The organism is Streptomyces sp. NPDC043812 (assembly GCF_056436245.1).
Genome location: NZ_JBWKCY010000042.1, coordinates 18,918 through 31,523, shown reverse-complemented (window position 1 = coordinate 31,523; position 12,606 = coordinate 18,918). Strand labels below are relative to the sequence as shown.

Genomic DNA, 12,606 nt, shown 5'->3' with positions numbered 1-12,606 from the left:
GGACCCGGCAACCGAAGGGGAAGGTTGATATGCCACCCCGACAGCCTCCCACCCACACGGCCACCACACCCACCAAACTTACGAAAAGATCAGTAAAGCGTGTTGCAGAAGGCTGTGTTCGGGCAGGTCGGAGGCGCCTCTGGGGTGGTTCTGTTCACGTGGCGAGGGCGAGGTCGTGCATGTGGGCGACGGCCTGGACTGCGTGGTGACGACCGCTGCCGCGCTGTCGACAGTCCCGGAGGATCTTGTAGTGCTCCATGCGGGCGAAGGCGTGCTCCACGCGGGCACGGACTCTGCGGGCACGGCGTTGTCTTCTTCCTCGCCGGCCAGGAGGTCCCGCCCGGGGCGTTTGCGGTGCGGGACGATGACGGTTTGCTCGTCAAGTGCGGTGAAGATGTCCTCGACCAGGCGCTCGGCCATCCGCGGCGCCTCGGGACGTATCAAGGTCACGAGGCGACGGCGTCCGGCTTTGCGGATCTGGGCGGGTGAGCCGAACTGGTCGAGCAGTCCGAGCACGGCCGGGTGCTGGATGCGCAGGCCCAGGACACGCTCGAGGGAGGGGTGGATCTGGGTGAGCAGGCCGCGAAGCCGGTTGGCGATCCGGGTGGACTCACCTGCCAGGTCGTCGTCGAACCCGGCGATCATCGAGAGCTCGGCGACGGTCTCGTCAGCGGGATCGATCGCCGTGGGTGGGTGACGGCAGCCGGGCGTGGGACACACCAGCGCCGTTGCCGGCCCCTGGCATGGGGCCGTGCGCCAGATCTGAACCAGAAGTACTTGTACAGGGCACCTCGTAGTCTGTTGGTCGAGTGGGGGCAATGCATGACGAATTCCAACGGTGGCGGCTGTTGATCGCGGTCGAGCCCACCCGAGCCACCGTCGGCCGACCAAATTGCTACGGTGACAGGAGGAACTGGCAGCTCCCGCGCGGGACCCACAATGGACGGGATGAACAACATGCAGGAACTGTGGCGCCGATGGGAAGAGTGGCTTCGGCAGAACGCGCCGGGCGATTACTCCACGCTCCGCCCAGGGGCGTCAGACGTTGACATATCCAGGCTGGAGAGCGGAGTTGGCTTCCCGCTCCACGGTGAACTGAAGTCGCTCCTTCTGGAACACAACGGTGTCACACCGCGCAGGTCCAGCATGGCGCCCGGCGCCTTTCTTCTCGGGTACTGCCTTCTGGATACCGAAGGAATCCTGGAATGGCATAAGAACCTTTCCGACATGGCGCACGAAGCGGTCGAGGAAGGTTACGAGGAAGAAGTGGTCGGGCGCACCGCACACACCCAGTGGGTTCCCTTCGCTCAGGCCCTCACCGGTGATCTGCTGTTCGTCGACCACCGAGCGGACCATTACGGAGAAGTCGGCGAGATCTCGTTCGGCGATCCCGAGTACCAGCCGCTCTGGCCGTCCATGACTCCGATGCTGACCGACCTGTGCAACGCGGTGGAGGGATCGCTGCGGCTACCGACCGCGGGGCGTCGTCCCTCGGTCCACGAAGGACGCATGCTGGAATGGGTCGTGGGCTGACCCTGGAAGCGAAGCGTCCTGCCGGATCACCATGATCCGGCAGGACGCTTCGTTTCTGGTCCTGCTGTCAGCTGATGTTGCAGACCGACTTGATGTCGCAGTACTCGAACCCGGTCTGGACGAAATACGCGTCATTGTCGAGCAGGCGGATCTCGGACGTGAACCGCCCGAGGTCGCCACCGGCATCCGTGTTCTGCTTGGCCGGGACTGCGGCGCGGCCGCAAATCTCGTTCCATGTCGGATACGGGTAGTTGTTGTCGAGCTCCAGCATCCAGCTGCCGTCGGCTTGCTTGTCCGCGTAGAACTGCGCGCAGTGCTTGCCCGAGGACAGCGTCATCCCGCCGCTCTCACGGGATTTTGCGAACGGGTACTCGTCGCAGCTGGTGCCGTCCGCGTTCGGATGCGGGTTCCACTCCGCGACCGCGAGCATGCACATCTTGTCCCGGTTCTCTTTGGCCTTCGTATCATCCGCCAGGCGGTGCAATGGCTTGTTGTGCTGCTCGCTGCCGGGGTGGGAGGCCAGCTTCTCCATGATCACCCAGTAGTACGCGGCAGCGGCCGGGTACTTCTTTGTGTTCATCTGAAGCGTCGGGGTGTACTTGGGGAACACACATCCGGTGTTGCCCCCCACCTTGTTGTCGCAGCGGACATCGAAGGCGTTGTTGGACCACTTCGGGACGGCCTGAACACCGGCGCTGGGTGTGGACCAGGTGGTGTCCCAGGTGAAGTCCAGCTTCGATTCGCCTCCGGTGGTCTTGTTCCAGGTATAGGTGTTGGTCCGGGTGGCGACGTGAATGTCACCGGGGGTCCACGTTGTGCTGCCGATCCAGGGGCCAGTGCTTTCGGCGCAGTCGCCGGTCGGCCAGCAGTCCTCCGCGAACGATGTCAGCGTGGTGGAGGTGAGCCCCGTCATGTTGACGAGAGACAGCTCGGTCCACGTGGTGAACTCGTTCGACTTGGGGTTGAGGTTGATCTCCTGGATGACCTTCATGGTCGCGTTACCGACGGGGACGCCGTCGCGTGTCGCGGTCAACGGAAGCAGGCCGCGCAGACATCCTTGCGTTCTGGTCTGCATGGCTGCGCCGTTGACGTTCGCGCACCAGCCGACGGGGCCCGCAGCCGCTGCCACGGCGGCGCGCTCGACCGTCTTCAGGGACGTGGCCTTCTTCTCGTCCAGCGGCACGTAGGAACCGCACCAGCTGATCCCGTCGCTACCGGTCGCGCACGTCTGGCTCCCCGGCGCAGCGGCCGCCGACGACCTCAGAGCGGCGCCTGCGAGGACTTCCTCGGCATCCTGAGCGGCCACGAAGTCGACGTCGGGCGCGTTCGGGTCCGCCTCGGGGAAGATGATGTCGTTCAGACCGTCGTGGTCCCCGGGCACGAAGGCGATGGCATCGTAGGCGATGTCCTTGGAGCCGTCGCCGCCGTTGAAGTTGTCCAGACTGACCTCGGGGACGGTGTCGTTGAACTGGTAGGCGCCCAGGTCGACCCACTTGTTGGACTGGTTGGCGTCCTGGGAGATCGCCTTGACGGTGGTGCCGTGTGCGTGCTTGATGCGGTATTCGGCCTTGGAGGTCTGCGCCCCGTGGTCGGGGATGTGCGCGTAGACCTTGGCCTGACCGCTGTGCTCGGTGATCTTCTCGCCGAGCTTCCAGGTGCCGGTCACCTTCATCCGGTCGCCGGGCTCCGGGAAGGATTCAGGGGAGCGGGTGTGGGTGAACCAGAAGTGATTGCCGTACGCCGCGCCGATCTGGTGCGTGTCGACCTTGCCGGGGTAGGTGGTGATCGTCTGCCCGGTGTCGGCATCGATGATGTCGGAGGGCTGGAAGGTGAGGGTGAAGGTGCCGTCCGACTGTACTGCCCCGCAGCCGCGTGAACCAGATCCTGCCGGGGTGGTGCCGTTGGGCACATCGTCCACGATCAGTGCGTTCGACGGCAGGCCGCTGCTGCAGCGCGGCGGGTAGGAGTTGGCGTCCGGCTGTTCCGGGTACGAGGTGTTGAAGCGGTGGACCTGGTGGCCGCACTCGGCCCCGGTGGTGCAGTTCTTCCACTCGGCCGGCTTGTCCCACCAGCAGTGCAGCCAGTGGGGGTTGGTGTCGGAGTCGCCCGCGGCGAGCCCGCAGGCGCCCAGGCCGGGGTCGTTGGAGTCGTTGTCGCCGATCTTGGACGGGTCGCAGTCGTTGGATGCGTCGCAGAACTGGTCGATCGGCGGTTTGACGGTGCTGCGGTCTGCGTTGCTGTTCCACCAGGCAGCCAGGTAGCCAGGCTTGAAGTCGCCCGGAGCGAACATCGCCGAGATCGGGCGAGCGGCCCAGCCGAGGACCTTCTCCTCATACGGCCAGTCCTGCGGGTGCGCGGCATGGCTGTAGTCGTCCTTGGAGGGGTCCGTGGCACTCTGCAGGAAGGGGATCCGGTTGGCCTTCCACAACGGGTTGGCCGGATTGTTGGTCCAGCCCAGCCCCTTGTGTCCGCCGGAATCAGACGTCTCGTAGAAGCCGGAGTTGTACGCCCACAGGGCGAAGAACCAGTTCTCGATCCACTGCGGGTGGCCGTCGTTAACCTTCATCCCGGCCCGGTAGGTCTGGTTCCACTTGTCGGAGAGGATCTGCACGCCGTAGGCAACGTTGGCGGTGTAGTCCAGTGCGACAGCCTCCTGGGTGAGCGGGGACAGAGCCGTCTCACCCTCCTTCTCCTTGCCCGCCAGCCGCATACCGTCGGTGGCCTGCGTGATGCCGTAACCGCAGTCGGCCTCGGAGAAGTTGATGCGCCACGGGTCGGCCTGAGTGCCGTCGGAGGTGTACTGGGTGCCGTAGTAGTTGCCGATGAGGCTGTTGGCGGTGACACCGGGGACAGCGAAGCGGGTCGCCTGCCACATGTTGGATTCCTGCGCGGTGACGCCGAGCATCACCTGCGAGGGTATGTGCCAGCGGTCGGTGACATCGGGGTCCTCGTTGTCGAGGGTGCCGTTGGGGTCGCCGGCCAGCACGATCGGCGGGAACAGGCCTTGAGGCTGGTAGCCGCCCATGCCGGTGTTCTTCCAGTTCGGCGAGCGGTAGAAGTTCAGCTCACCGACGACGGCCTGGTCCACGGCCCATTCCACCTGCCGGGGGGTGGGCTGGAATGCCTGCTTCTTGACATCGTTGCGGGCCACCGCGCAGTAGCGTTCATCGGTGCCCTCGCCCGGAGCGGTCGGCGACGCCGTCAGCGCCCGGGTGTGCACCGTCTGCGTGGACGGACCCTCGCTGTCGCCGCTGACCGACGGCTCCGCGGATGACTCCTTCCCCGTCGGGACGCCCAGCGCCGGGGAGAGTCGGCTTCCGGCCTCGGCCCGCTCGGCGGACAGCTGAGGTGTGGCGTCCAACTCGGTGTGCTTGCCGGTGGCTACCACGTCCAGAGTGATCCGCGCATCACGGACCTGCTTGGCCTCCTCGGGTGTGATCAGGCTGGTCTTGCCGTCCGCCCAAGAGGTGGACACGCCCACGTGGCCCAGAGTCGACATGCGGGCACCCTTGGCGAGATGCCCCGGGTTCTTCACCGGTCCCGGCAGATTCCCCGTGTTCTTGGCCTTACCCGTGACGAACACCGTGCCGCCAGGGGTGGCTGACAGGTCCCAGTCGGTGAGTTTCCCTTCAGCCACCGTCTTCGGGGTGGTCTTCCCGCCCTTGACCTGCGTGGCGGCCAGGTGCTTGGCCCAGGACCTCGCCTGGGTCTTCTTTGTGTCGGCCTCCCGGTCGATGAAGGTCACGCCGTCGCCGCTGTCAGCCGCGATCTGGAACGGCACATGCTTCGTGACGGCGAGGACGGTTTCCTTCTGCCCGTTGATGCGGACGAGCTTGTTGCCGTGCCCGGCCACGATGCCGTGCCGGGTCGGGACAGCTGACGTGACCTGACCGGGGAAGGCGGCCGGCCGGGACGGCTTGCCTGTGGCCGCGTCCACGGTGATCAGACGGGTCTTCTGCTCCTCGTCCCCGTCGTGGGTCAGCTGGGTGAACACCACATCATCGCTGGTGCCGCAGCCCGGAGAGAAGTAGGCCAGCGACGCGGTGAACGGCAACTTGGTGACCTTGCCGCTACCCAGCTCGACGACGGCGGTGAACGCGCCGCGCACCATCAGTTCGGGGTTGTTGGTGAACGTCCGGGGTGCGTAGGCGATGGCCGCGTACTTCCCGGATCCGGTCACGCACGCGTTACCGATCCAGGAGTCCGCATCGAATCCGTCTTCGCGCAGGGTGGCTACGGTGGTGAACTTGTAGCCGTCCTTCTCGTTGCCTGTCAGGACATGGAAGCCGGCGCCGTCGCCGGAGGTGGACAGGGCCACGTCCCGGGAAGAAGAGTGGCTATCACCCAGGACGGTTGCGCGGTCCTTCTTGCCGACCTCGCGGGGCTTGCTCGTTTTTTTCGGCAGGCTCTTGCCGCCTTGAACGGCATTGTCGGGGACCTCCGGTCCCTGAGCCTGCGCGGAGATGGACAGTGACGAGGCGAGAAGCGCAGTCGCTGCCGCTATCACCACCGCGCGTCTCCTCTGTCTTGTACGCACTAAAGGTGTTCCCTTTTCTATTTTCGGTCGACGATGGGAGTGAACTCATCGACGTAGATTTTCGGAATCTGCGGAACCGGACCCATGCCTTCCGAGCCGATCACCGCATCATCCCGTCCGGTCTTGCCCGGAGGGACATCCTGAAGCCAGAACCGGTTGTTCGCGGTCCAGCCCTCACCGTCAGCGATGCTGATCTGGACTGAGTACGTCGCATCCCGCTCGTAGGTATTGGCTACCTCGATCTCGGTCCGCACACCGCTGCTTTCCGGGGTGGCACGCACGACCAGGTCTCCGTACTCCAAGACACGCGTGCGGCCTTCGGAGTGCACCGAAGCCACAGGCGATGGACGCACTTGCGGGCTGCTCGGCTCAGCGCTCGGGGTCACCGGCCGCTGCGACGCGGGGGCCCTGCCGGCGGCGCCGTCCGTACACCCGGCGGCAAGCACACACACCGCCGTCAGGCACAGTGCCCGGACCATCCACGGTCCGGTCACCACTGCATCACCCGTCACTGAGCGGAAGCCGCCATCTGCTTGCGCGCGGCAGCGATTTCCTGGCCGTGCTGCTCCTTGATGCCGGTCAGCTGGTTCTTGTTGTCGGCGATCTGCTTGTCCTGGATCGCGGACTCCACTCCGAACCAGATCTTCACGAGATCCGTGTTCTCCTTGCAGTCGATGTCGTCGACCGCCAGAGCGATGGACTCCTGCGACGGCTTCCCATCGTTGGTGACGCCCTGGTCCATTGCCTTGTACGGATCGCCAAGACCCGGATGTCCCTTGCCGCCCATGCACGAAGACCACGCGGCGATGGCCTTGATGACCTTGTCGTCCTTCATCGACTGCATCAGACTGTCCCCGGCGAGCTCCGCCACGATGATCGGGTCGGCTTCCTGCACGCCAAGTTGGCCCTTGGACCAGCCGATGCAGCCGCCCGCCTTCAACTTCTTCCCGTTGTACTCGGCCCGAGCGGGCTTGATGCCCAGGCCGGGGCTGGCGATCGGCTCTCCCGCCTGGACTCCCTTGGGGGCCTTGGGCAGTTCGGGCTTGGTGTGGCCGGTCAGGACCTCTACCTCGACACCGGACAGATCGCGCAAGGTCTGCTTGGTGTGCTCCTGCAGTGCCGGGGGGAGCTCGTAGCCGTACTTCTCCGCCTCGGCCCGGTTGGTGATGCCATAACGGCGTTCGATGTTGGCGTCGTTGTCACTGGGAGGCGGGTTGGCGCCGGCTCTCGGGAGAGTCAGGTCGATGTCATAGTCCTTCATACAGGACTGCTGAAGATCGGTGGCGGCCTGCTCGACGGTGACCTGGTCCTCGTAGGAGGCCATGTACGCCTCCAGCGGAAGGGTCAGATCCTTGGCCAGGCCACTGGTGGGGATCTTCTTGGGCCAGTTTTCCTTGTTCACGATCAGTTTGCCGTCGGCCACGTTCTTCGTGGTCTCCGGGCTCGCGCCGGAGGAGCAGGCACTGACCAGGAGAGCCGAAGCGGCCAGGGCTACTGCGGTGGCGGTCCGCTTGATGTGCTTCACGGGGGTTCCTTCTTAAGCGAAGTGGGAGGACGCGTTGTTGTTCTTCAGTGCGGAGATCAGGTTGGTGATGTTGCAGTCTCCGTAGGGGCCGTTCTTCGCGAAGTACTGAGATGTGCCGCCGTAGCCGGAGTTGTAGTAAACGCGGTAGTTGTCGTCTCGGGCGCAGTTCTGTACAGACGCCGCATTGTTCTTCATGTACTGGCCGTTGCCATTGCCGCCGTTGCCGAAGACGTACCGGTAGGTCGTCAGTGACGATCCCTGGTACTGACTCGTACCCCAGTGGTCGGACACGTTGCTGTAGTACGTCGTGAACGCCGACTTGTAGTAGCCATCCTGGATGGCAATGTCCTTCGAGTTGTAGAACAGCCACAAATCACCGTAAGAGCAGGTGATCCACGGAACATCACAGTTGTCGGTGACCTTGTACTCCGCCGCATGCGCCGGACCGGCGGTTGCCATCACGGCCACCACGGCCGCGAAGGACGTAGCGCAGGCGGCCATCTTCTTCTTGAAGCGGACACTCCTCATGACATCTCCATCGATAGATCATTTATGCGAGAAGGATCTTCACACCCAGGTAGGTGTCATGGCCATGGTCGTTGCATGATCGAGACCTGTCCGGGATCGTCACGGGTGACCGAGGTCTCGTAGGGCTGTGGTGGTCGCGGCCCTGTCTTCTGAGTCAGGAATTCTGTTCAGATGCGCAGGTTGTCTCATGGCGCGGACGCGGCGGTCGAAGGCCGAGTTAAGACTGTCGGATGAGGAACGGGCGGCACTTGAGGGGTGGGTGCGGCGTCGTTCCATGCCGCAGGCGCAGGCGCAGGCGCAGGCGCAGGCGCAGGCGCAGGCGCAGGCGCGGGCGTTGCGGTGTCGGTTCGTCCTGGCGTGTGCTGAGGGTGCTTCGAGCAAGATGTGGCGGCCCGGCTCGGTTCCACGCCTCATGCAGTGGTTGGCGGTCCCGGTTCGTGCAGTACCGGATTGCCGGCCTGGGTGACATGCCGCGGCCGGGCGGGACCAGGACGGTGACGGACGAGCAGGTTGCCGCGGTGGTCACGAAGGCGTTGGAGTCCCCGCCGAAGAGCGCAACCCACTGGTCGACTCGGTCGATGGCGATGGCGATGGCGATGGCGATGGAGATGGGTCTGTCGCGGTCGTCGGCGTCACGGATCTGGCGTGCGTTCGGTCTGCAGCCGCACCGGCCGGAGACCTTCAAGCTGTCGACGGATCCGTACTTCGTCGACAAGGTGCACGACGTCGTGGGGTTGTATCTGGATCCGCCCGAGCGGGCGTTGGTGTTCTGCGTCGATGAGAAGTCGCAGATCCGGGCCCTGGACCGCTCCGAGAAGGACATCCGCAACTGGATCGCAGCATGGAACACCGACCCGAAGCCCTACACCTGGACGAAGACCGCCGACGAGATCCTCGAACGTCTCGCCTCACATCTGAACAGAATTCCCGACTCGGAAGACTAGGGTGCTTCCGTGGCCGGCTCCGTCCGGTCCGTCCCCGCCAGGGAACGGGCGAGTGGCATCCGGGAGAGCGCGAGTACGCCCCACACCACCAGGGCGACACCGAGCAACTGGGGCAGCAGCCACCAGCCGGAGCGCACGTGCTCCTCGTACAGGGTGATGCCGAGGACCAGACTCACGCTCGCGTCGCCCAGCGTGATCGCGGGCTGCGACGCCACCAGGGGACCGGCCTGCAGAGCGTTCTCCAGAAGGAAGAGCGCGGCCGCACCGACCACCGCGAAGGCGTAGGTCTGCCAGGCGGCGAAGAACGCCGTGATGCCTCCGTCGTCCAGGATGTGCATCGCCGCTTTCATCAGTGCCGCGGTGAGCGCGTAGCAGATGGCGGTGGCCAGGCCCAGGCACGCGGCGCGGGCCCGGCCCTCGGGACGGCGGAGTGCCGCGAGTGCGAGCGCCACCACCGCTGCCGCACAGACGGCGAGCGCCGGGATCCAGCGGTCGAGCGGCACATGTGTGCGGCCGCCCTCGGGGGAGGCCGCGGCGAGGGCGAGGCCGAGGCCTGCCACAACGCCCACCACAGCCGCCCAGCCGCGCCGCGCCAGATGCCCGTGCAGCAGGAGCGAGGCGATGACGAGGGCGAGCGGCAGTTCGAGCACGAACAGCGGCTGAACGACCGTCAGCGGTCCGGTCGCCAGGGCCACCGCCTGGCAGACGGCGGCGGCGATGACCGCAACGATGCCGATGAGCCAGACGGGTCTGCGGAGCAGATCGAGCATCAGCCCGGCGCGCAGGCCGTCGGACCGGGGGACGTCGAGGGCCGCCTTGCGCTGCAGCACGGTCGCGAGCGCGTTGCTGAACGCGGCGCAGATCGCGAACAGGACCGGCAGGAACAGGTGCACTGTGGTCGGCCTCCGGCAGTCCGTGGTCCGGGGCGGCCCGGCCCTGATCCGGCCGGACCTGCCCGGGGCGTGTCCGCAGCGGGCGCCGACGGCGGACGCGTCGCCCGGTTCGTACCGTGCCCGGTTCGTACCGTGCCCGGTTCGTACCGTGCCCGGTACCTGCCATGGTGACGCCGGGCCCTGCCCGTCCGCGATCCGGGGAGCCGGGCTGCTGACGTCCGGGCATCGCCGGACAATGGGACGCGGGCGTACACCCGGCCCACCGGGCGACGCGCGGACGGCGTGCGAGAAGGGGGCGCCCATGCGCGCAGAGCCGGGGCCGGCGGCGGGAAGGACGGGTGCCTTCGTCGCCGTGGCGGTCGCACTGTTCTGCGTCCAGATCGACTTCTTCGCCCTGAACCTGGCGATCCCCGGCATCGCGGACGAACTCGACGTGTCTCCGTCCGCGGCCCAGTGGACCCTCTCCGCCTACATGCTCGCCGTGGGCTGCTGCTTCATCGTGGGCGGCCGCGTGGGTGACGTCTTCGGGCGACGGCGTGCTCTCCTCGCCGGTATCGCGCTCTTCGTGGCCGGTTCGGTCGGATGCGCGCTCGCGCCGGGGCTGCCGCTCCTGGTGGCCGCACGGATCGTCCAGGGCGTCGGTGCAGGCTTCGTCTTCCCGTGTCGGTCTCCGTGATCAGCAACGCCTTCCCCGAGGAGACCAGAGCACGGGCGCTGGGCGCCGCGTTCGGCGTGGCGAACATCGGGACCGCGCTGGGACCGTTCGTGGGCGGCGGCTTCACCGAGGGGCCCGGGGTGGCACTGGATCTTCTGGCTGCTCGCACCGCTGACCGCGAGCGCCTTCCTCGTCGCCGTGCTCTGCGTACCCGACTCGAGGGACGACTCGGCGCCCCGTCAGCTCGATCTGCCCGGCTGTCTCACCGTCGTGTGCGCGCTGGCCGCACTCACGCCGGCGGTCGAGCGCGGCAGCGCCTGGGGCTGGGACCACGCCCGCACGCTGACGCTGTCATGGCCGTACGTCACCGGCTCGTCGGGCTCGGCACGCTGCCGCCGCTGTCGATGCGGGCGCCGGGGTCGCGCTGAGGCGAGCGCATCAGCTCGGAGACCTTGACGAACCGGTAGCCGCGGCGGCGCAGTTCGGGGACGATCCTGCGGACGGCCCGCTCGGTCGCCGGGGCGGCGCTGCGGGTGCAGTGCATGACCACGAGCGAGCCCGGCTCGACGTCCGCGAGCACCTGCTCGGCCACGGCGTCCGCGTCGGTCGCGAAGGCGTCACCGCTGACGACGTCCCACTGCACGGCGGTGACTTCGGCGGGTGCGATCGCGCGCAGCGCCTCGTCGTCGTAACAGCCGCCGGGGAAGCGGAAGTACGGCACCACATTGCGCGCCCCGGCCCGCTCGAACGCGCTGAAGGCCCGCTCGACATCGGCCCGCATGTCCTTCACCGCCACTTCGGGCAGCCCGTAGCAGCCGGAGGTGAAGGCGTGGTGGCTGTAGGAGTGGTTGGCGATCTCGAAGAGCGGGTCGCGGCCGATGGACATCGCCTGGGCCGGATACTCCTCGGCCCAGCGGCCCGTCATGAACACGGTGGAGGGCACCCTCAGGCGGCGCAGCGTGGCGATCAGTCCGGGGTTGTCGAACCGCTCCCCGCGTGCCGCGCGCGGCCCCTGACCGGCGGTCATGTCGGCGTCGAAGGTGAGCGCGACGGTCTTGTCGGCGGCGCCGCGCGGGACCGTCGCCCGCCGGAACACCGGCGTCAGCCCGTGCGGTCCCGGCGCGAGGGCCGGGGCCTTCGGCCGGGGCCCGTGCCCCTGCGGGTTGCCGGCCTGCGGTGAGGCGGCGGACCGGCCGGAGTCGACGGGGGAGGAGGGGGTGGGCGCCGACGTGGCGCCGCTGCCGGAGTCCGTACCGCACCCGACGAGTACCGCCCCGAGCAGCGCCAAAGCCATAAATCTTCGTACAAGAGTGGCCATTGACGGAAACTATCCGATCATCATGTCAATGATCGCTCAGGACTGTTCCTGCGTCAGGGTTGCCTTCCGCCCCGGACGGTGCCGCCCTTCTCTTGCATCATGCAATGATGCTCCCGGTCCATGGTCCACCGCGCGGACCCGCGTTCAGGGAGGAACGGCATGGCACTGCCCCCCACGGCCGGTGTGCTCGCCACGATGTCGGAGCTGCTCGCCCCGCCCCACGACCGGGGCGGCGCGGTGTGGCGACTGGACCCCGCCGCGCGGCAGCTCGACGCGAATGTCATCCGCCTCCTGCCCGGCGACCGGGTCGAGCGCCATGTCGAACCCGACCTCGACGTGCTGCTGTGCGTCGTCGCCGGCAGCGGTGAACTCTCCGTCGCCGGCCGGCCGGAGCGCCTCGAACCCGGCTGCGTGGCCTGGCTGCCGCACGGCACCGAGCGGTCCCTGTCCGCGGGGGACGAGGGGCTGGTGTACATGACCGCCCATCGCCGCCGGCCGGGCCTCACCATCAAGCCGCCCGCCACCTCCCGTGCCGCCGTGACGGAAGGCGGGGAGGCCGCGTGCCGGCTCCATCGGATCTGCCCCGGGTGCGACCGCCCCAGTGACGACATCGGCGCACGTTACTGCAGCCGTTGCGGCACCGAACTGGCCGACGGATCGTCCTTCTGACGGT

General features: G+C 67.1%; 10 protein-coding genes and 2 pseudogenes. 4 read left to right on the top strand and 8 right to left on the bottom strand.

Annotation, left to right across the window (positions count from 1 at the left end; translation table 11 throughout):
* Nucleotides 1-154: 154 nt before the first annotated feature.
* Nucleotides 155-369, bottom strand: a pseudogene (locus AC067Z_RS36330) (IS5/IS1182 family transposase); the annotation flags it as partial.
* A pseudogene (locus AC067Z_RS36325) lies at nt 358-675 on the bottom strand (IS110 family transposase); the annotation flags it as partial. The pseudogenes AC067Z_RS36330 and AC067Z_RS36325, both read right to left, overlap by 12 nt.
* Nucleotides 676-948: 273 nt before the next feature.
* Between AC067Z_RS36325 and AC067Z_RS36320 the strand changes: the two are divergent.
* On the top strand, nt 949-1,533 hold the full coding sequence (locus AC067Z_RS36320) for an SMI1/KNR4 family protein (RefSeq protein ID WP_478793919.1): 585 nt from the start codon (nt 949-951) through the stop codon (nt 1,531-1,533).
* Nucleotides 1,534-1,600: 67 nt separating this feature from the next.
* Here the strand turns inward: AC067Z_RS36320 and AC067Z_RS36315 are convergent, their stop codons facing one another.
* The 4 genes from AC067Z_RS36315 to AC067Z_RS36300 form a co-directional block, all read right to left on the bottom strand.
* Complete coding sequence (locus AC067Z_RS36315) at nt 1,601-6,043, bottom strand: golvesin C-terminal-like domain-containing protein (RefSeq protein WP_478793918.1); 4,443 nt, start codon at nt 6,041-6,043, stop codon at nt 1,601-1,603.
* 44 nt (nt 6,044-6,087) lie between these two features.
* Nucleotides 6,088-6,351, bottom strand: coding sequence for a hypothetical protein (locus AC067Z_RS36310; RefSeq protein WP_478793917.1), 264 nt, complete (start codon nt 6,349-6,351; stop codon nt 6,088-6,090).
* A 227-nt stretch (nt 6,352-6,578) separates the two neighbouring features.
* The gene (locus AC067Z_RS36305) at nt 6,579-7,595 is read right to left on the bottom strand and encodes a hypothetical protein (RefSeq protein WP_478793916.1); all 1,017 of its coding nucleotides are present in this window, start codon (nt 7,593-7,595) and stop codon (nt 6,579-6,581) included.
* A gap of 12 nt (nt 7,596-7,607) precedes the next feature.
* Nucleotides 7,608-8,123 (bottom strand): hypothetical protein, encoded by a 516-nt coding sequence (locus AC067Z_RS36300; RefSeq protein ID WP_478793915.1) that lies wholly within the window; start codon nt 8,121-8,123, stop codon nt 7,608-7,610.
* 230 nt (nt 8,124-8,353) lie between these two features.
* Between AC067Z_RS36300 and AC067Z_RS36295 the strand changes: the two genes are divergently transcribed.
* Complete coding sequence (locus AC067Z_RS36295; protein WP_478793914.1) at nt 8,354-9,067, top strand: helix-turn-helix domain-containing protein; 714 nt, start codon at nt 8,354-8,356, stop codon at nt 9,065-9,067.
* Here the strand turns inward: AC067Z_RS36295 and AC067Z_RS36290 are convergent.
* A complete protein-coding gene (locus AC067Z_RS36290) occupies nt 9,064-9,960 on the bottom strand; it encodes a DMT family transporter (protein ID WP_478793913.1) in 897 nt (298 codons plus the stop codon). The two genes, AC067Z_RS36295 and AC067Z_RS36290, sit on opposite strands and share 4 nt — an antisense overlap.
* 301 nt (nt 9,961-10,261) lie before the next feature.
* Here AC067Z_RS36290 and AC067Z_RS36285 point away from each other — a divergent pair, with 301 nt between their 5' ends.
* Complete coding sequence (locus AC067Z_RS36285) at nt 10,262-10,636, top strand: MFS transporter (RefSeq protein ID WP_478793912.1); 375 nt, start codon at nt 10,262-10,264, stop codon at nt 10,634-10,636.
* 343 nt (nt 10,637-10,979) lie between these two features.
* On the opposite strand, the gene AC067Z_RS36280 is transcribed toward AC067Z_RS36285, so the two are convergent.
* Nucleotides 10,980-11,909, bottom strand: coding sequence for a polysaccharide deacetylase family protein (locus tag AC067Z_RS36280; RefSeq protein ID WP_478793911.1), 930 nt, complete (start codon nt 11,907-11,909; stop codon nt 10,980-10,982).
* 183 nt (nt 11,910-12,092) lie between these two features.
* Here AC067Z_RS36280 and AC067Z_RS36275 point away from each other — a divergent pair, with 183 nt between their 5' ends.
* The gene (locus tag AC067Z_RS36275; protein WP_478793910.1) at nt 12,093-12,602 is read left to right on the top strand and encodes a cupin domain-containing protein; all 510 of its coding nucleotides are present in this window, start codon (nt 12,093-12,095) and stop codon (nt 12,600-12,602) included.
* The last annotated feature ends 4 nt before the right edge of the window (nt 12,603-12,606 follow it).

Bases quoted from the DNA above. Each gene is read 5' to 3' on its own strand.
- AC067Z_RS36320 (WP_478793919.1), top strand. From the start codon at position 949: ATGAACAACATGCAGGAACTGTGGCGCCGATGGGAAGAGTGGCTTCGG.
- AC067Z_RS36300 (WP_478793915.1), bottom strand. From the start codon at position 8,123: ATGAGGAGTGTCCGCTTCAAGAAGAAGATGGCCGCCTGCGCTACGTCC.
- AC067Z_RS36295 (WP_478793914.1), top strand. From the start codon at position 8,354: ATGAGGAACGGGCGGCACTTGAGGGGTGGGTGCGGCGTCGTTCCATGC.
- AC067Z_RS36285 (WP_478793912.1), top strand. From the start codon at position 10,262: ATGCGCGCAGAGCCGGGGCCGGCGGCGGGAAGGACGGGTGCCTTCGTC.
- AC067Z_RS36280 (WP_478793911.1), bottom strand. From the start codon at position 11,909: ATGGCTTTGGCGCTGCTCGGGGCGGTACTCGTCGGGTGCGGTACGGAC.
- AC067Z_RS36275 (WP_478793910.1), top strand. From the start codon at position 12,093: ATGGCACTGCCCCCCACGGCCGGTGTGCTCGCCACGATGTCGGAGCTG.